Annotated in this window: 16 protein-coding genes and 1 tRNA gene; 13 read left to right on the top strand and 4 right to left on the bottom strand. The window is 65.1% G+C overall.

Translation table 11 applies throughout. The annotated features are described in order from the left end of the window. Window positions 1-15 precede the first annotated feature (15 nt). Window positions 16-84 (bottom strand) — tRNA-Ser (locus GGD67_RS35480). A gap of 487 nt (window positions 85-571) precedes the next feature. On the opposite strand from GGD67_RS35480, the gene GGD67_RS35475 reads away from it, so the two are divergent. The 4 genes from GGD67_RS35475 (at window position 572) to GGD67_RS40025 (ending at window position 1,864) form a co-directional block, all read left to right on the top strand. Next, window positions 572-871 (top strand): hypothetical protein, encoded by a 300-nt coding sequence (locus tag GGD67_RS35475; protein ID WP_179739314.1) that lies wholly within the window; start codon window positions 572-574, stop codon window positions 869-871. Window positions 872-1,032: 161 nt separating this feature from the next. Continuing rightward, complete coding sequence (locus GGD67_RS35470; RefSeq protein WP_179739311.1) at window positions 1,033-1,194, top strand: DUF2934 domain-containing protein; 162 nt, start codon at window positions 1,033-1,035, stop codon at window positions 1,192-1,194. Further along, the gene (locus GGD67_RS35465) at window positions 1,191-1,376 is read left to right on the top strand and encodes a hypothetical protein (RefSeq protein WP_020508686.1); all 186 of its coding nucleotides are present in this window, start codon (window positions 1,191-1,193) and stop codon (window positions 1,374-1,376) included. Before GGD67_RS35470 ends, GGD67_RS35465 begins: the two co-directional genes overlap by 4 nt. Window positions 1,377-1,585: 209 nt before the next feature. Continuing rightward, window positions 1,586-1,864: a DUF2934 domain-containing protein gene (locus GGD67_RS40025; protein ID WP_026202015.1), complete on the top strand. Its 279-nt coding sequence runs from the start codon at window positions 1,586-1,588 to the stop codon at window positions 1,862-1,864. 1,459 nt (window positions 1,865-3,323) lie between these two features. On the opposite strand, the gene GGD67_RS35455 is transcribed toward GGD67_RS40025, so the two are convergent. Continuing rightward, window positions 3,324-5,111: a peptide ABC transporter substrate-binding protein gene (locus GGD67_RS35455; RefSeq protein WP_179739308.1), complete on the bottom strand. Its 1,788-nt coding sequence runs from the start codon at window positions 5,109-5,111 to the stop codon at window positions 3,324-3,326. 339 nt (window positions 5,112-5,450) lie between these two features. Between GGD67_RS35455 and GGD67_RS35450 the strand changes: the two genes are divergently transcribed. The 8 genes from GGD67_RS35450 (at window position 5,451) to GGD67_RS35415 (ending at window position 13,343) form a co-directional block, all read left to right on the top strand. Continuing rightward, window positions 5,451-6,245 carry a MetQ/NlpA family ABC transporter substrate-binding protein gene (locus tag GGD67_RS35450; protein ID WP_179739305.1) on the top strand — a complete coding sequence of 265 codons (795 nt, stop codon included), beginning with the start codon at window positions 5,451-5,453 and terminating at the stop codon, window positions 6,243-6,245. Window positions 6,246-6,397: 152 nt separating this feature from the next. After that, window positions 6,398-7,432 (top strand): putative FMN-dependent luciferase-like monooxygenase, encoded by a 1,035-nt coding sequence (locus tag GGD67_RS35445; protein ID WP_179739302.1) that lies wholly within the window; start codon window positions 6,398-6,400, stop codon window positions 7,430-7,432. 38 nt (window positions 7,433-7,470) lie between these two features. After that, window positions 7,471-8,070 carry a CMD domain protein gene (locus GGD67_RS35440; protein WP_409333957.1) on the top strand — a complete coding sequence of 200 codons (600 nt, stop codon included), beginning with the start codon at window positions 7,471-7,473 and terminating at the stop codon, window positions 8,068-8,070. A gap of 15 nt (window positions 8,071-8,085) precedes the next feature. Beyond that, window positions 8,086-8,664, top strand: coding sequence for an alkylhydroperoxidase domain protein (locus GGD67_RS35435; protein ID WP_179739297.1), 579 nt, complete (start codon window positions 8,086-8,088; stop codon window positions 8,662-8,664). Window positions 8,665-8,724: 60 nt separating this feature from the next. Beyond that, a complete protein-coding gene (locus tag GGD67_RS35430; RefSeq protein ID WP_026202018.1) occupies window positions 8,725-9,879 on the top strand; it encodes an ABC transporter substrate-binding protein in 1,155 nt (384 codons plus the stop codon). A 55-nt stretch (window positions 9,880-9,934) separates the two neighbouring features. After that, complete coding sequence (locus tag GGD67_RS35425; RefSeq protein ID WP_179739295.1) at window positions 9,935-11,758, top strand: ABC transporter permease; 1,824 nt, start codon at window positions 9,935-9,937, stop codon at window positions 11,756-11,758. Next, entirely contained in the window at window positions 11,758-12,606 is an 849-nt protein-coding gene (locus GGD67_RS35420) for an ABC transporter ATP-binding protein (protein WP_179739293.1), read from the top strand. Before GGD67_RS35425 ends, GGD67_RS35420 begins: the two co-directional genes overlap by 1 nt. After that, window positions 12,603-13,343, top strand: a complete 741-nt coding sequence (locus GGD67_RS35415) for an ABC transporter ATP-binding protein (protein ID WP_038950176.1) — start codon at window positions 12,603-12,605, stop codon at window positions 13,341-13,343. Before GGD67_RS35420 ends, GGD67_RS35415 begins: the two co-directional genes overlap by 4 nt. A 3-nt stretch (window positions 13,344-13,346) precedes the next feature. On the opposite strand, the gene GGD67_RS35410 is transcribed toward GGD67_RS35415, so the two are convergent. Next, a complete protein-coding gene (locus GGD67_RS35410; protein ID WP_179739292.1) occupies window positions 13,347-14,861 on the bottom strand; it encodes an ATP-binding protein in 1,515 nt (504 codons plus the stop codon). 103 nt (window positions 14,862-14,964) lie between these two features. Then, the gene (locus tag GGD67_RS35405; RefSeq protein WP_179739289.1) at window positions 14,965-15,783 is read right to left on the bottom strand and encodes a YkgJ family cysteine cluster protein; all 819 of its coding nucleotides are present in this window, start codon (window positions 15,781-15,783) and stop codon (window positions 14,965-14,967) included. A gap of 261 nt (window positions 15,784-16,044) precedes the next feature. Between GGD67_RS35405 and GGD67_RS35400 the strand changes: the two genes are divergently transcribed. Then, window positions 16,045-16,629: a LysE family translocator gene (locus GGD67_RS35400; RefSeq protein WP_179739286.1), complete on the top strand. Its 585-nt coding sequence runs from the start codon at window positions 16,045-16,047 to the stop codon at window positions 16,627-16,629. Window positions 16,630-16,637: the final 8 nt, after the last annotated feature.

Raw genomic sequence — 16,637 nt, 5'->3', positions numbered from 1 at the left:
TAATGGATAAATTATTGGCGAATCCCGGCAGGGCTCGAACCTGCAACCCGCGGAGTAGAAATCCGCTAGTCGGCCAAGACGCCCCGTCTCCGCCAACTATCCTGTTGACCACTGAAATCCCGTAAACAATCTCCGCCAAAGGAAGGTCAAACAAGCGCAAACTCCATGATTTTGTTGGTCCTTGCGATTGCTACGTACATCCGGGACGAAGGGATCGCAGGTTCCGACCTTCATGCAAGCCGGGGGATTTCCTGTTGAACCAATCGCAATAGTCGGGTGTTGCGTGTCCGCGATTTGAACCTGCATCCGTCTAGGCAGGTTCCGACCAGGGAACCGGGCCGCCCAACCTATGATACGGCATCGAATTGCGCTCGCTTTCGATCTTCCGCGACAGAAGTCGCTTTCGTCCGACTGGTAGCTCGAGGTCTTTCAACATTCTCTGTATGAGCGTAAAGCTTCGCCCCAGGGCTCACGAACTGCCTATGCGTAAGATTGGATCGAATATCGTAGAGTTGGGTGGTGTGTGGAAAGGCGGTAGCCCTCTCCCGCTACCAAAATCCCCGAGCTTCGCATGTCCATCGTCCAAGAGGCGTTGCACGACCTGCTGCGTGTCCTGACCTTTGCGGCCTGGGGATGTGCGGTCGTAATCTTGGCGATGGCGATACGCCGGGCCTTCTTGAGAGCCGGGACGTTGCCCGAGTGGCGCGGCCTGCTGACGCTCCGGCGTCCGTTGGCGAGCGAGCTCTCGCGGGAATTCCACGCGGCCAATGGTCAGCTCATGCGCCTCATGCTCGCATTCGCCGCGGTGCTAGGCATCGGCGCCCTCCTGTTCTGGCTGGATACCCTGCTTCTTCCTGTCTCAAGTAATTGATGAGCGCGCTATCGCCCGGCGCGCGCAACTAGGAACTCCCGCGCACGATCGAAGCTTGAATCCGCGGGCCAGCCTCGCCGCCGATCGCTGGCCTGCACGGCCCGCCTCCAAGCCCCCCATACCCCCCAGGGTGGGCCGTGCTTCACCACAGGAGACGAGAATTGACCGATCCGACCGAGCAAGAGATCAGAGAACGCGCGCACCGCTTGTGGGAGCAGGCCGGCAAGCCCGAAGGCCGTGAAGAAGAATTTTGGAATGCGGCCGAGCAGGAGCTGCGCAACGAGGAAAAGTCGAACACGCTGCGAACGCCGGATACGCTGTGACCGACAAGACCTGCCCATTCTGCCAGGGTCTGGGATGGGTCTGCGAAAACCATCCGCTCCGGCCCTGGAGCGAGAAGCTCGGCGGCTGCCGCTGCGGTGAGGGCATGCCCTGCACCTGCAACACGACTGAGGATCCGGAAATCAGAGTGGTGATCGTCGAAGCCGACACGACGTGGCACTAGCGGCGGCCCGCTCGGCTCGCAATGGTGCCGGGTAGGTTGGGTAGAGCGGAAGCGAAACCCATCGTGCTTCTTCTTGCCCAGCCCCATGGTTGCGCTCCGCTCTCCCATCCGCCGCGCCGTTGCCGAGGGAACAGACCATCCCCGAAAGGAATTCAATCTCCGAACAGCACGGGCTCTGACAACATTCCTTTCCCACGGCAGTGTCGGCGGTGGACGAGCAGAAAAAGATAGAGCACCAGATCGAACTCGCCACGCGAGCGGCCGCGCTCGTCAGGGACGAAACCACCGGCCAGCGTTTCCGAAGCTTTGCCGACGAGCTGAAGCGAAAGCTCCGCCGCATGATGCGGCGCGGCCAGGTGCGCGCACGCGCCTACGAGCTCTGGGAGCAGGCGGGCCGGCCGAGCAATCGTGACCTGGAGTTCTGGCTCGAAGCGGAACGGCAGGTGGAGGATGAGCGCGAGGATCGGAAGGGGGCGGGTGGTTCATAGGCGATAGATGCTGGCCCGATCGAGGAGCATAGCATTCGGATCTTTGCAAGGCTGTCACGCCCGGGCTCGTCCCGCCTGCGGCGCCGAAGCCCCTTCGGCGCGGCGAAGGTCCGGGCATCCACGTTCTCAGTGCTGCACGGCAACAAAGAAAAAAGCCGCCGGGCTCTTCACCCTGGCGGCCTCAAAAGTCCCTAGCTGTCGATCGCCTCCGCAGCCTCACGCGTACCGCCGTTACCTTGTTTGCGGCCATGCGGGAGTGTTTGTAGGCGAGGGCGGATGATTCTGCTGTGACTTGAAGCACACAGTGGAAAAGAGGATGGGGACGGCTGGGATAATGTCGCGAGAGCGGGCAGGTAGAGAGTACTTGCGAAACCCGTCTTGCCCTCGCATTGGATACAGATGGGTTTCGCTTCGCTAGACTGCGCCGCTGTATGGAGAATGCCTTCGCGCTGATTCCACCAATTGCCGAATAATACCTGAGAAGCGGGTTCTCACTGACGGTCAGATCAATGTGCAGGCGTTTCTTCGCAAACGTCTAAGTGTCTGACGAAGCCTGAGTGGAGGCAGTACGTAGGATGGCGTCGGGCAGAACCCTACCCCTGTGTCGCCCCCCGTCAACCCCTCCCCATAAAAATATTCCACTTTACCGAAATTCGGTTTCGGCGTATGTCTCGCCCATCCCGGCTCACCCAAGAGGGGCGACTATGTGTCGTCACTGTCGCGAGCCGGGCTTGCGGTGGACGCGGCAGCGTCGGCATGAGAGGTGCGGGCAGGGCGGGTAGTCCCTGTGAGTCCGTAACCGCGTGCGACGAGCGGCGCTGTTAGGTTCGTCTCGCCGGCAGGTCGACGGCAACGTGCACAACGTCGTCGAATCCTGCGGCGAACAAGCGGGCCGTGCGTACGGCAAAACCGTGTGGTCCTGGCCGTCGTTGCTACGGTCAAGCTGTCTGCGGAGATGCGCGCGAGCCCAACCGGGCAGACGGCATCGTCAATTCGCGGGGCGAGGGAGGCCAGAAGGAAAGGTCGGCTCCCGGGAGATCACGGCATAAGCCGTCCGACCATCGCGCAGGGAAGGCCGAGTGATCGGCGACACCTGTATGCTGCTGTGCGGTCTCCTTTGCGCATTATTCGCGCAGCAGACCGCGGGTGCCAGCTGGCACCCGGCCTTCCCTGCGCCCTCTTGGCTTTGTGAGGGTGAGCGACGAAGCAAAGCTCGGGCGAAATGCGCCGCGAGGCTACGAAGGCGTGTCTGTGAGCCGAGCTGCGTGCCACACGCTCGATCTCGTAGGGTGGGCAAAGCGCAGCGTGCCCACGCCTTGTTGCTCATGGAGGGAGATCGTGGGCACGGCGCGATGCGCCTTTGCCCACCCTACGGCACTGCCGCTGGGATTTGCACCAGAGCATCGCAATGGCGGTGTGGAGAAAGCGCGCGCCACACTCCGCTCCCGCGCCGTGTCCTTCAAACCCGATACCACGCCGCCAGATTCCACGTGATGGTGTCCCAGCCGGAGATGTCGATCACGAGGTTGTTGGCGCCGGCGTTGACGATGGGGCGTGACAGCAGCGGCAGGAACACGTGCGCTTCGCAGAAGATCTCATCGACCTTCATCAGCAGCGCGGCGCGCTTGACCGGGTCGAGCTCGTTCTGCGCGGCCTTGTAGGCCTTGTCGGCTTCGGGATCGGAATAGCGCGAGTTGTTGCGGCCGAGCCATTTGTTGTCCTTGGTGGCGATCTCCCAGGACACGCACTGGTTCAAGAGGCGCTCCGGATCGGGCTGCGGCTGCGTGGTGTTGTACATCTCCATGTCGGCATAGAATTTCGAGTAGGTGTCGGGATTGCCGACGTCGGAGGAGAAGAACACCGACGCGGTGACCGACTTGAGCTCGATGTCGATGCCGGCCTTCTGGCAGGCCTGCTTGATGATGGCCTGCGTCTTCTGGCGCGGCGCGTTGATCGAGGTCTGGAAGACGTATTTGAGCTTCTTGCCGTCCTTCTCGCGGATGCCGTCCGCGCCCTTCTTCCAGCCGGCCTCGTCGAGGATCTTGTTCGCCTTGTCGATGTCGAACTCGTATTTCAGCTTGGGCGACTTGAACTGCTTGGGCGCGTTGACGAAGCTCGCGGTGGCGATGCCGCCGCGGCCGTAGATGAACTTCTGGATCGAGTCGCGGTCGATCAGGAGGTTGATCGCCCGGCGCACCGCGGGATCGGACAGCGTCGGGTGCTTGGACTTGACGCTGGAGCGCTCGCCGTCGATCTCGGTCCACGGGTCCGTCGTGTTGAGGATGATGAACTCGACATTGCCGGACGGCGTGATGTCGAGCTTGCCTTTGCCGCCCGCCTCCATGCGCTTGAGCACCTCCTCCTCCACCTGCATGTTCCAGGCGAAGTCGTACTCGCCGGTCTGCAGCACGGTGCGCGCCGCGGACACCGCATCGCCGCCGCCCTTGATCTCGAGCGTGTCGAAATGCGGCTGGTTCTTGATGTGATAGTCGGGATTGCGTTCGGCGCGGATCAGATCGCCCGGCTTGAACTCGACGAATTTGTACGGGCCGGTGCCGACCGGCTTCAGATTGGCCGGTGCCTCGCGCGACTTGGCGCCGGCATAGTCGCCGAAATGATGCTTTGGCAGGATCGGGCCGACCGAGCCGACGAACGGATCGGCCCAGAACGGCGTCGGCGCCTTGAAGATCACCTTGACGGTGTGGTCGTCGATCTTCTCGACCTTGATGTCCTTGTAGGATCCCGTGGTATAGGCCGCAGTTGCGAGATCGGCGGCGTATTGCCAGGTGAAGATGACGTCGTCGGCGGTGAAGGGCTGGCCGTCATGCCATTTGACGCCCTTCTTCAACTTCCAGACCACGCTCATGCCGTCGGCCGCAAGGCTGCCGTTCTGCTTGGTCGGGACTTCGGCGGCGAGGCATGGAATCAGGTTGCCCTCCTTGTCCCAGCCGGCGAGCGGCTCGAAGAACACGCGCGAGGCCATCTGGTCCTTGGTGCCGATCGCGAAATGCGGATTGAGCAGCGTCGGCGCCTGCCAGAACAGCAGCTTGAGCGAGCCGCCGCCGCCGGCCTTGGTCGGCTTGTACGGCAAGGTGGCATCCGCCATCGCCACGTCGTGCCAGAGCAGGATCTGGCTCGCGATCGGCGCTGCGATTCCGGCCGCGGCCACCTTCTGAATGAACGAGCGCCGCGACAGCGTGCCTTGCTTCACCTCCGCGACCAGACCCCGGATTTCGTTCTCGTTCATCAGATGACCCTCCACCTCGAAGACAAATCGTCGCCGGCGGCCATCATGTTGCATCATGCACGGGGCGGCAATGCCGGCGTGGCTGCCGGGCCATGCGACGAAATGACGATGGGGAACGCCCTTGCGGGCCACGGCCCGGACCGCCGCCCGGGAGCGGCGAGGGTGGTCATGGCGAAACGCCGGGGCTGCTTGCGCCTCACGCTTGCGCAGGCGCGTTCGTTCCCCACATCGGATCGAACGGAGAAGCGTTGTCCGCACCGGGCGGCAAATATGGTTTTCCATTTCATTGATTTCATTCGACGGAGAAGCGAATACGGTTCCAATCATTCTCGCCGTGCCATGGAGACCAAGATGTCGTTTCGCCTTCCCCTGATCCTCGCAACCGCGCTCGCCGCCTGGTCGGCAGCAGCCACCGCCGAGACCATCAAGATCGGCGTGACACCGGGCCCGCATGCGCAGATTCTCGAGGCCGTGAAGCCGATCGCCGCCAAGCAGGGCCTCGACATCCAGCTGCTCGAATTCTCCGACTATGTCGTGCCGAACGCCGCGCTCGATGCCGGCGAGATCCAGGCCAATTCGTTCCAGAACCAGCCTTATCTTGACAACCAGAAAGCCGACCGCGGCTACAAGATCGAGGCCGTCGGCCTGACCGTGAATTTCCCGATCGGCGTCTATTCGAAGAAGCACAAGGCCATCGCCGACATCCCCGAGGGCGGCAAGGTCTCGATCCCGAACGATCCGACCAATGGCGGCCGCGTGCTGCTGTTGCTGCGCGACAAGGGCCTGATCAAGCTGAAGGACGGCACCGGCTTCAAGCCGACCGTGCTCGACATCACCGAGAACCCGAAGAAGCTGAAGTTCCTCGAGGTCGACGCGGCGCAGGCGCCGCGCGCGCTCGACGACGTCGACGCCGCCGCGATCAACACCAATTATGCAACCCAGGCGGGCCTCGATCCGGTCAAGGATCCGATCCTGCGCGAGGATCCGAAGGGCCCCTATGTCAATCTGATCGCCGTGCGCACCGCCGACAAGGACAAGCCCTGGGTCAAGATCCTCGTCGACAGCTACCACACGCCGGAGGTCAAGGAGTTCGTCCTGACCAAGTTCAAGGGCGCGGTGCTGCCGAGCTGGTAGGCAATCTGCCCAGCCAAAGTTCAGTAAAGCCTTGCGCAGGGGCGATCCCGGCGGACCATTGCGCGTATGAGCCTTGCGCAATGCCTGCTTGTCGGAAGCCGCAGTAACCGACATCATCGGCGGCCTGGCCATCCTCGCCCGACAGGGGTCGCATGAAACGCTTTGCAAATCTGAAACGCCTGGGGTTCTTCACGCGGCTTCTGGACGAGGCCTCGCCCGCCGAGCGCTATCGCTTCGCGGCCGAGCAGATCGTGCGCGCCGAAAAGGCGGGCCTCGATTCCGCGTGGATCGCCCAGCATCACTTCCACGAGCGTGAAGGCGGCCTGCCGTCGCCCTTTACGTTTCTCGGCTACGTCGCAGCCCAGACCTCGCGCATCCGCCTCGGTACCGGCATCGTCACGCTGCCGCTGGAGAATGCGGTGCGGGTGGCGGAGGACGCAGCCGTGCTCGATCTGATCTGCAACGGCCGCTTCGAGCTCGGCGTCGGCACCGGCGGCAATCCGTCGGCCTTTGCCGCCTTCGGCCTCGACAGCGCCCAGCGCAACGAGATTTTCGCGCGCAATCTGGCGGTGGTCCGCACCGCCCTGGTCGGCAAGCCGCTCGAGGGCGGCGACACGATCTATCCGCAGCGGCCGCAGCTGGACAAGCGGATCTGGCAGGCCACGTTCTCGGTGGCCGGTGGCGCGCGCGCCGGCAAGGCGGGCGATGGCCTGTTGCTCTCGCGCACCCAGCCGCGAACCAAGGAGGCGCCGCAGGCGACGCTCGCCGAGATCCAGAATCCGGTGATCGATGCTTATCTGGAAGCGCTGCCCAAGGGGGCAGAACCCCGCATCATGGCCTCGCGCAGCGTGTTCGTCGCTGACGATCACCGCGAGGCGTTGCGGCTTGCCGACATCGGTCTGCGCCGCGCGCTGCCGCAGTTCATGAAGGGCGGTCACGCCAAGCCGGGCGAGACGCTGGAGGAGATGATCACGGCGTTCGACACCCATGTCGGCGGCGCCGACGAGGTCATCGCCTCGCTGCGCACCGATGCCACGCTGGAGCGGGTGACCGATCTCGTGTTCCAGGTGCATTCGGTCGATGCCCCGCATCCCCACGTCCTGCGCTCAATCGATCTGGTCGCGGAGAAGGTCGCACCGGCGCTCGGCTGGACCCGGACGGCGCCCGACGTGGCGCTGGCGGGCTGATCGGACATGAAGAGCATCGCGTTGCACGAGGCTGAATGATGAGTACGCAGGATATCATCGACACACTCGCCGGGATCGAGCCGGGCTCGGCTCTGGACGCCATCCGCGCACGGCGCCTGCAGGCGCGCGAGAACGCGCAGAAGAGCTATCTCTCGCTGTTCGAGCCGATCGACGCCGGCGATGTCTCGCTGGCCGAACGCGCGGCGGTCGCCGCCTTCGTGACCGGGCTCCATGGCGAGTCCCCCGTTGCCACCTTCTATCGCGACAAGCTTGCCGCAAATGCGAACGGTGCGCCCCTGCTGGAGGCGATCGACGCCGAGATCGCGCGGGGCAGGACCTCGGGTCCCTATGGCTCGTATCCCGCCGGCCCGCTGTCGATCGAGAACACCGCCGGCCTGATCTATCGCGTCAGCGCGGCGGGCAAGCCGGCGCTCGGCGCCAGACTCGCAGCGGCACTCGAGCATGCACACCTCCTGGTGTTCCGGCCCCGCGATGCCGCAGCCAGCGACATGAAGGCGCTGCTTGACGCCGGCTGGTCGACCACCGGGATCGTCACCTTCTCCCAACTCGTCGCGTTCCTGTCGTTCCAGGTGCGGGTCGTCAGCGGCTTGCGCACGCTCGCCGCCGTGAACGCATAAGAGGAGGCCGCAATCATGAGCGCCACCGTCAATCCGCCCGTTGTCTTCACCCAGGATGAGCTCGGTTGGGTGTCCTGGATCGAACCGCTGCCCGAGGCCGAGCTGACCGAACGACACTTTAATGGCCTCGTCGATCGCTCCCGCGCCAAGTCGGAATATTTCCGCCTGCTGGTGCGCGATCCCGAAGTGCTGGAAGCCCGCACCAAGACCGACAAGGACATCTTCTACAATGTCGCCGACGGCCTGCCGCGCGCCGAGCGCGAGCTCGCGGCGGCGGCGACCTCACGCTATAACGGCTGCATCTATTGCGCCTCCGTGCATGCGCGTTTCGCCAGCACCTATTCCAAGCGCCGCGACGACGTGCAGCGCTTGCTCGACGAGGGCGTCAAGGCCGATCTCGGCGAGCGCTGGAATGCCGTGGTCAAGGCGTCGGTCGCATTGGCCGCAACCCCGATCGCGTTCGGGCCCGACAATATCGCGGAGCTGCGCCGTGCCGGTCTCGACGATGCCGAGATCGTCGACGTCATCAACGGCGCCTCGTTCTTCAACTGGGCGAACCGGCTGATGCTGTCGCTCGGCGAGCCCTCGAAATAGGCGTTCTCACCGGCACAAAAATTGCTGTTTGTTTCAACACTTGAGTGGATGGAGCCGTGCATGAGCAACATCGATCGTCGTAGCCTGGTCAAGGGCTCGCTCGCCGTCATGATGGCGGGAGCAGCGTCACGCGCCGCCTTCGCGCAATCGTCCGAACCGATCCTGCTCGGCGTCAGCGGTCCGCTGACGGGACCGAACGCGCAATATGGCACGCAGTGGAAGCAGGGCTTTGATCTCGCGCTCGACGAGATCATGGCGGCCGGCGGCATCAACGGGCGCAAGCTCGCCTACCAGTTCGAGGACAGTCAGAGCGATCCGCGCCAGTCGGTCGCGATCGCCCAGAAGTTCGTCTCCGATCCCCGAATCGTCATGGAGCTCGGCGATTTCTCCAGCCCGGCCTCGATGGCGGCCTCGCCGATCTATCAGCGCGGCGGCCTCGTGCAATTCGGCTTCACCAACTCGCACCCCGATTTCACCAAGGGCGGCGACTTCATGTGGAGCACCTCGGTCAGCCAGGCCGACGAGCAGCCGCTGCTGGCGGCCTATGCGGTGAAGCGTCTCGGCCTCAAGAAGCTCGCGGTGCTGCACCTCAACACCGATTGGGGCCGCACCAGCCGCGACTATTTCGTCAAGGCGGCGAAGGAGTACGGCGCCGAAATCGCGGTGACCGAGGGCTATATCGCGGAGGAGCGCGACTTCCGTTCCACGCTGGTGCGCGTGCGCGACGCCAGTCCGGACGGGCTGATCCTGATCTCCTATTATTCCGACGGTGCGCTGATCGCCCGGCAGGCGCGGCAGGTCGGCCTGAAACAGGTGATCTGCGCCGCGAGCTCGGTCTACTCGCCGAAATTTCTGGAGCTCGGCGGCGAGGCGGTCGAGGACGTCCATCTCGGCACGCGCTATTTCCCCGAGGATCCCAGGCCCGAGGTGAAGAAATTCATCGCCGGCTTCAAGGCGAAATACGGCGGGCAGGAGCCCGACGCCTTCAACGCTTATTCCTATGATGCGATGAACATGGCGGCCGCCGTGGTCAAGATCGGCGGCACCGACCGCCGTGCGGTCCGCGATGCCTTCGCGAAGGTGAAAGACGTCTCCAGCGTCATCTTCGGCTCGGCGACGTTCGACGTCGAGAGCCGCCGCGTCAAGGGCGCCATGAATGCCGAGCTCGTTGTGCGCAAGGGCCAGTTCGCGCTGTGGGACGGCAAGCCGACCTGATCTGTAGGCTGGAGCAACCGCTTCGGCCGACTTCATTCTACGCGGGGATCACCGTTTGTCTTCCTGGCTCGACTATACGATCAACGGGCTGATCGTCGGCAATGTCTACGCCCTCGTTGCGGTCGGGCTCGCGCTGATCTTCGGCGTCAGCCGGCTGATCAACTTCGCGCAAGGCTCGATCTATCTGGTCGGTGCCTATATCGGCTGGGTCGCCGTGGTGCAGCTGCATACGCCGCTGCCGCTCACCATCATCGTGGTCGCGGTGGCTGCCGCGCTCGTCGGATTGATCATCGAGCGGTTCGGCTTGCGTCCGCTGCAGAACTCGGTGCGGATCGCGCCGTTGCTCGCCACGATCGGCATCAGCTTCGTGCTCGATCAGCTGGTCATGCTGACCTTCTCGCCCAATCCGCGCGCGCTGCCGAGCCAGTTGCCTGATGTCCGCTTCCAGGTCGGCGGCGGCACCATCGGTCCGCTCGATCTGCTCATTGCGGGCGTCGGCCTCACCAGTGCGCTGTTGCTGTTCGTGTTCCTGCGTTACTCCAAGCTCGGCTGGGCGGTGCGCGCGGCGTCGCAAGACCGCGACGCGGCGATGCAGATGGGCGTCGACGTCAACCGCGTCAATCAGGCGGTGTTCGGCATTGCCGCCGCGCTCGGCGGCGTCTCCGGCATGCTGGTCGGCATGTACTACAACCAGATCGACACCGCGATGAGCCTGCAGGCGACGCTCAAGGGCGTCGTCGCTGAAGTCGTCGGCGGCGCCGGTAATGTGCCCGGCGCGGTGATCGGCAGCCTGCTGCTTGGTCTCGTCGAGAGCTACGGCGTTGCGGTATTCGGCACCAGCTACCGCAATCTGTTCGCGTTCCTGCTGCTCGTCGTCGTGCTCGTGCTGCGGCCGAACGGCCTGTTCGCGAGCGCGCGGCAGGCGCCGCCCGAGCCGCTCACCGGCACCTTCATCGCGCCGAGCCGCCCGCTGCGCATTCCGCGCTGGGCCTTGGCTGTTGCGGCCGCGATCTTCGCGGTCCTCCCGTTCTTCCCAGTGTCGTTCTACGTGCTGCAGACCTTGATCAATGCCTGGCTGCTCGGCATGCTCGCGCTCAGCCTGACACTGGTTGCGGGCACGATCGGCCAGGTCTCGCTCGGTCACGCCGCGCTGCTCGCGATCGGCGCCTACACCTCGGCGCTGCTGTCGCTGACATTCTCCGTTCCCGTGGGCCTTTCGATCATCGGCGGCGGCCTGATGTGCGCCGCGCTCGGCACCGCGCTGATCTCGCCGTCGTTTCGCCTGCGCGGGCATTATGTGTCGATCGCGACGCTCGCCATCGGCGAGATCGTCTCCCTGGTGATCCTGAACTGGGAGAGCGTCACGCGCGGCCCGATCGGCATCTCCGGCATCCCGCCGCTGTCGCTGTTCGGCTACGATCTGATCAGCCCGACCTCGATCTACTGGTTCAGCTTCGCGGTGATGGTCGTGCTGGCGCTGCTGCAGGGGCGGCTACTGACATCGCACCTCGGCCGCAGCTTTCGCGCCATCCGCGACGACGACATCGCCGCGCGCGCCTATGGCCTCAGCCTGAACCGCTACAAGTCGCTGGCCTTTATCTTCGGCGGGTTCGCCGCCGGCGTCAGCGGCGGCATCGCTGCGCACCTCTACTCCTACATCAACCACGAGACCTTCAACACGCAACAATCGATCCTGGCGCTGACCGTGGTCATCCTCGGCGGTCTCGGCAATGTCGTCGGCGCGATTCTGGGATCGGTGGCGCTGGTCGGCCTGCCCGAGGTCTTTCGGATCGCGGCGGAGTATCGCATCCTGATCTACGGCATCGTGCTGTTGCTGCTGGTGCGGTTCAGGCCGCAGGGCCTGCTGGGGACGATGTGATGGCGGAGCAGCACACGACCATGCTGTCCTTGCGTGGGCTGACGCGGCGCTTCGGTGGCCTCACCGCGGTCGACGCCATCGACCTCGATCTCGCCAGGGGAGAGCTCATCAGCATCATCGGCCCGAACGGCGCCGGCAAGACGACGCTGTTCAACCTCGTGACCGGTCTTGATCGCCCCGACGCCGGCGTCGTCCACTTCGAAGGTCAGGACATCACCGGCCTGTCGCCGGAGCGGCTCGCCGCCGAAGGCATCGCGCGCACGTTCCAGCTCGGCCGCGTCTTCGGCAATCTCAGCGTGATGGACAACGTCCTGATCGGCGCCCACACGCGGCTGCGTGCGGTGAAGCCGGCGGTGCCGGTGATCGGCCCGCTGCTGGAATTGGGGTTGGCGCTGCTGCGTCCCACCAGCGTCAGGGCTGAGGAAGAGCGGCTGCGCGAGGAGGTGAAAGCCATTCTCGCCCGCTTCGGCGAACGGCTGCTGCCGCGGATCGACCAGCCGGCCTATAGTCTGTCTTACGCCAACCGCCGCCGTGTCGAGATCGCACGCGCGCTGGCGCTGAAGGCGCGCCTGCTGCTGCTCGACGAGCCCACGGCCGGCATGAACCCGACCGAGACCGCGGAGATGCAGGCGCTGGTCGCCGAGCTCAAGGCGGAGGGGCTGACCATCCTCCTGATCGAGCACAAGCTGGAGATGGTGATGCGCCTGTCCGACCGCGTCATCGTCATGGACGAGGGCAAGAAGATCGCGGAAGGGCCGGGCGAAGCGGTGCGGAGCGATCCCAAGGTGATCGAAGCCTATCTTGGCCACGGGCTATCAGGGACGTCGGAGCAGGAGAGCGCAGCATGACGACGAGCGCCCCCGAACCTCTGCTGGCATTGTCGAACGTCAATACGTTCTACGGGCAGGCCCAAGTGCATTTCGATTTGTCGATCACGGTCGCGCGCGGCCACATCGTCTGCCTGCTCGGCGGCAACGCCAGCGGCAAGTCGACGACGATGAAGATCATCTTGGGCCTTGTGAAGCCGCGCTCGGGCGATGTCACGTTCGACGGCGCATCGTTGATCGGGCTGACCACGCCGCAGATCGTCCGTCGCGGCATCGCTTCGGTGCCGGAGGCGCGGCGGCTGTTCGCGGACATGAGCGTGCGCGAGAACATCCTGATGGGCGCCTTCGTGCGCAACGACCGCGACGCGGTGGCGCAGGATCTCGACAGGATGCTCACCCTATTCCCGAAGCTCGGTCAGCGGCTGTCGCAGCGCGCGGGCTCGTTGTCGGGCGGCGAGCAGCAGATGGTCGCGATGGCGCGGGCGCTGATGAGCCGTCCCAGGATGATCGTGATGGACGAGCCGACCATGGGTCTGTCGCCGCTCTATGTCGACCGCGTGCTGGAACTGATCCGCACCATCAATCAGGAAGGCGTCTCGGTGTTCATGGTCGAGCAGAACGCCAGCCTCGCGCTGGAGATCGCGCACGAAGCCTATGTGCTGCAGACCGGCAAGATCGTGCTGTCAGGCCCGGCGCGGGCGCTGAAGGATGATCCTCGAATCCGCGATGCCTATCTCGGCGGCTCCGAGGCCGCCTGACGCTCAGGCCGACACGGCGCTCGCTGCTTGCTCCGCCGGCAGATCATCGCCATTGGGATCGCCGGGGGCCGTGGCCCAAGCCAGCTCGACCAGCGTCACGATCCTGCGTCCGCCGCCGTCGAGCTGGACCACGATCAGGCCCTGCTCCTCCATGTAGCCGAGCAGCCGCTGCGCCCGGCGCAGCGAATGCGAGCCATAGGCGCGCGCGATCGCGGCGTCGCCGGGACACGGCCAGCCTTCCTTCGCGGCGCGCGCGATCATCATGAACACGCCCTGCATGTCGTCGGGCAAGATGGATGCGCGCAGCGACACGTCCTGCCACGCGTCGTCATCAGTGAGATCGGTGCCGAGGCCGGCGCGCGCATGCGTCAGCATGCGGCGGAATTCGTTGAGGTCGGGCACGGCCGCCCCTAAGCCCTCAATGCGGCAGCGGACCACGAACTCCTGATAGAGCACGCCGATGGCGCGGAAGCCCGCGTCGGGCTCCGCCAGCACGGCGCGCAGCGTACGCGCGACGCGCTCGCGCCGTTCCGCGAGCTCTTCGGCGCTGACGGGCACCTCGACCAAGTCGGGCCGGATCTCCGGCGTGGCGGCGGCCTTCGCGGCGCGGAGCTGTTCGAGCAGATCCGGCGCCGGCCGGCGCTGTGGCCGGCTGGCATCGGGCGGCGGCGCGGCCAGGATCACGGCGCGCATATCTTCAAGCGAGGATTCCGGCAGCGGCATCAGCCGCGGCGTGGAATTGCGTGGGCTCGTGTCGGTCGGCCCGATATGCAAACGCAGCGGCCGGCGCGACAGCGCAGGTCCCAGCGCCATGAACTGCCCACGCTCGAGATCGCGGAAGGATTCGGCTTGCCGCCGTTCCATGCCGAGCAGATCGGCGGCGCGCGCCATGTCGATGTCGAGGAAGGTGCGGCCCATCAGGAAATTGGAGGCTTCCGCCGCGACGTTCTTGGCGAGCTTCGCCAGCCGCTGGGTCGCGATGATGCCGGCCAGCCCGCGCTTGCGGCCGCGGCACATCAGATTGGTCATGGCGCCGAGCGAGAGTTTTCGCGCCTCGTCCGAGACTTCGCCGGCCACCGCCGGCGCGAACAGCTGCGCCTCGTCGACGACCACGAGCATCGGATACCAATGGTCGCGGTCGACGTCGAACATCCCGCCGAGAAACGCGGCCGCACGGCGCATCTGGTTTTCGGCGTCGAGCCCTTCGAGATTGAGCACCGTGGAGACGCGATGCAGCCGCGCGCGCTCGCCGGCGACCTGAAGGCCGCGCTCGGTGTGATCCTCGGCCTCGATCACGAGATGGCCGAAGCGTTCGGCCAGCGTGACGAAATCGCCTTCGGGGTCGATGATGGCCTGCTGCACCCAGGGCGCGCTCTGTTCCAGCAGCCGCCGCAGCAGATGCGACTTGCCGGAGCCCGAATTGCCCTGCACCAGGAGACGGGTCGCCAAGAGTTCCTCGAGGTCCATGGCAGCCGCGGCGCCCGCCGTGGTCTGCCCCATCTCGATTGCAACCGTCATGCCCGACTCAAGTCCCCGTCATTCGCGGACAGGGGCTTATCAATCCCGCCGCGGCGCGTCGAGCGGCACGGCGCTGATCAGGCCGCGTTGCCCACGGCGGCGTTCAGGCGTGATTCGATAGCCGTAAAAGTGCGGGCCGATAGGGGGCTTGCGGATCATCGTCCTCGTTCGCCGGGATGACGCAAGAGCCGAATTCCTGCCTGATCCGCTCCATCTCGGCGATGCGCTCGTGCAACCGTTGCAAATGTTCCGGCGATGTCGCTCGCCAGAACCGGAACGTGTCGGCCGTCAGCGGCACGAAGGCCGTGCCGAACAGGGTCGGCTCGGGAACGACCGTGCGTCCAAGCAGCAGGAAGCGGTCGGCGCCGGAGACGACAAGGGTCGCATAGCCCCGGTTTCCGATCCGCCTGATGCCATTCAGCGACCATTCGGCGAGCTTGCTGAAATACGGCTCCTCGCGCCAGCGATCCGGGCAATGGTCGTCGACCGTGACGTTCACGGCATCCTGGCTGAAATGGACGATGATCCCCGACTTCGCCGGGAACCAGTCATCGTCGAGATGCCCCTGCAGCCAGGCGCAGACGAAGGAGCGGCACATCTGGGGGCGGCGGTCGTAGATGGTGCAGCCGGTGCCCGTCTGCCAGTGCTTGCAGAGCTGGTTCACCGGCTTGTCGACGGCCGCCACCTCGAGAATGTCGCAGCAGGCGTTGCACGATCCGCATTGCCGGGCGAACGGCGCCGTCTTCGGCTGGCCGGCTGCCTTGAAGCCCTGGCCGTCGCGAACGAGCACCTTCTGCTTCTCCAGCGTGTTCAAGGCGCGCTCGACCTTGAGACGGGACAATCCGGTCGCGTCGATGACACTCTTCATGGTTGTCGCGCCGGCCTCCACCGCGCGAGCGACCTGCAACGTCGACTGATCCATCTTCGATGACTTGTTCTTTCGCCCGTCAATCCGGCTATCGCGGGCAGGCTTGGAACCTGCTGCCCGCAGCCGGCATCTGGAGTCTCTGCCGAAGCATCTCGGCGGCCTCCGTTACGTAAGGCCAGACCTCGCACGGATGCAACGTTTTCGCAAATCGGCGACCACGGGGGTGGGCGGATTCGGGTCGATTCCGGGCTTTGACGACCGGATTCGATGATGAAGATCAAACCAGCCTGGCCAGGGGCCTGCTAGCTCAGGCGCATGAGCTTCCTGACCTTCTTCACGGCGACCTATTTCCTGCTGGCCGTGCCCGGGCCGACCAACACCTTGCTCGCGACATCGGGCGCAGGGATCGGGATCGCGCGCTCGCTTCATCTGCTTGTGGCGGAGCTCGCCGGCTATCTGCTGGCGATCGCGCTGTTGCGGCTGGCGCTCGGGCCCATCGTCATGGATATCCCGCTCGCGGCGGTCGTGCTTCGCGTCGCGGTGACCATCTACATCCTGTGCCTTGCCGTCATGCTCTGGCGAGTCAACACGCGCGAGCTGCGCGACGGTGCACCGGTGACGTTCGGCCAGGTGCTGCTCACAACCCTGTTGAACCCGAAAGCGCTCGTCTTCGCCTTCCTGCTCCTGCCACTTGGAGCAGGGCCGCTTGAACTGTTGCCCTGGTTGGGCGCGATTGCGCTTCAGATTGTCACCGCTGGCGCCGCGTGGATCACTCTGGGCGCAACACTCGGCCGCGGCGCGCGCCGATTCGGGCATCCCGACCTGGTCACGCGCACCGGCGCGGTCACGCTTGTCGCGGTGACCGGCCTGATCTGGCTTCAATCATTCCTGAGCGCGTGAGCGTCGAA

The sequence above is a fragment of the Bradyrhizobium sp. IAR9 genome, from assembly GCF_013408065.1.
Lineage (GTDB): Bacteria > Pseudomonadota > Alphaproteobacteria > Rhizobiales > Xanthobacteraceae > Bradyrhizobium.
The sequence above is the reverse complement of the archived record's forward strand: the minus strand, read 5'-3'. Positions and strand labels throughout refer to the sequence as shown.

What these genes read in the sequence shown, in the direction of transcription:
- GGD67_RS35475 (WP_179739314.1), top strand. Translation starts at nt 572, where the DNA reads ATGTCCATCGTCCAAGAGGCGTTGCACGACCTGCTGCGTGTCCTGACC.
- GGD67_RS35455 (WP_179739308.1), bottom strand. Translation starts at nt 5,111, where the DNA reads ATGAACGAGAACGAAATCCGGGGTCTGGTCGCGGAGGTGAAGCAAGGC.
- GGD67_RS35450 (WP_179739305.1), top strand. Translation starts at nt 5,451, where the DNA reads ATGGAGACCAAGATGTCGTTTCGCCTTCCCCTGATCCTCGCAACCGCG.
- GGD67_RS35445 (WP_179739302.1), top strand. Translation starts at nt 6,398, where the DNA reads ATGAAACGCTTTGCAAATCTGAAACGCCTGGGGTTCTTCACGCGGCTT.
- GGD67_RS35440 (WP_409333957.1), top strand. Translation starts at nt 7,471, where the DNA reads ATGAGTACGCAGGATATCATCGACACACTCGCCGGGATCGAGCCGGGC.
- GGD67_RS35435 (WP_179739297.1), top strand. Translation starts at nt 8,086, where the DNA reads ATGAGCGCCACCGTCAATCCGCCCGTTGTCTTCACCCAGGATGAGCTC.
- GGD67_RS35430 (WP_026202018.1), top strand. Translation starts at nt 8,725, where the DNA reads ATGAGCAACATCGATCGTCGTAGCCTGGTCAAGGGCTCGCTCGCCGTC.
- GGD67_RS35420 (WP_179739293.1), top strand. Translation starts at nt 11,758, where the DNA reads ATGGCGGAGCAGCACACGACCATGCTGTCCTTGCGTGGGCTGACGCGG.
- GGD67_RS35415 (WP_038950176.1), top strand. Translation starts at nt 12,603, where the DNA reads ATGACGACGAGCGCCCCCGAACCTCTGCTGGCATTGTCGAACGTCAAT.
- GGD67_RS35410 (WP_179739292.1), bottom strand. Translation starts at nt 14,861, where the DNA reads ATGACGGTTGCAATCGAGATGGGGCAGACCACGGCGGGCGCCGCGGCT.
- GGD67_RS35405 (WP_179739289.1), bottom strand. Translation starts at nt 15,783, where the DNA reads ATGGATCAGTCGACGTTGCAGGTCGCTCGCGCGGTGGAGGCCGGCGCG.
- GGD67_RS35400 (WP_179739286.1), top strand. Translation starts at nt 16,045, where the DNA reads ATGAGCTTCCTGACCTTCTTCACGGCGACCTATTTCCTGCTGGCCGTG.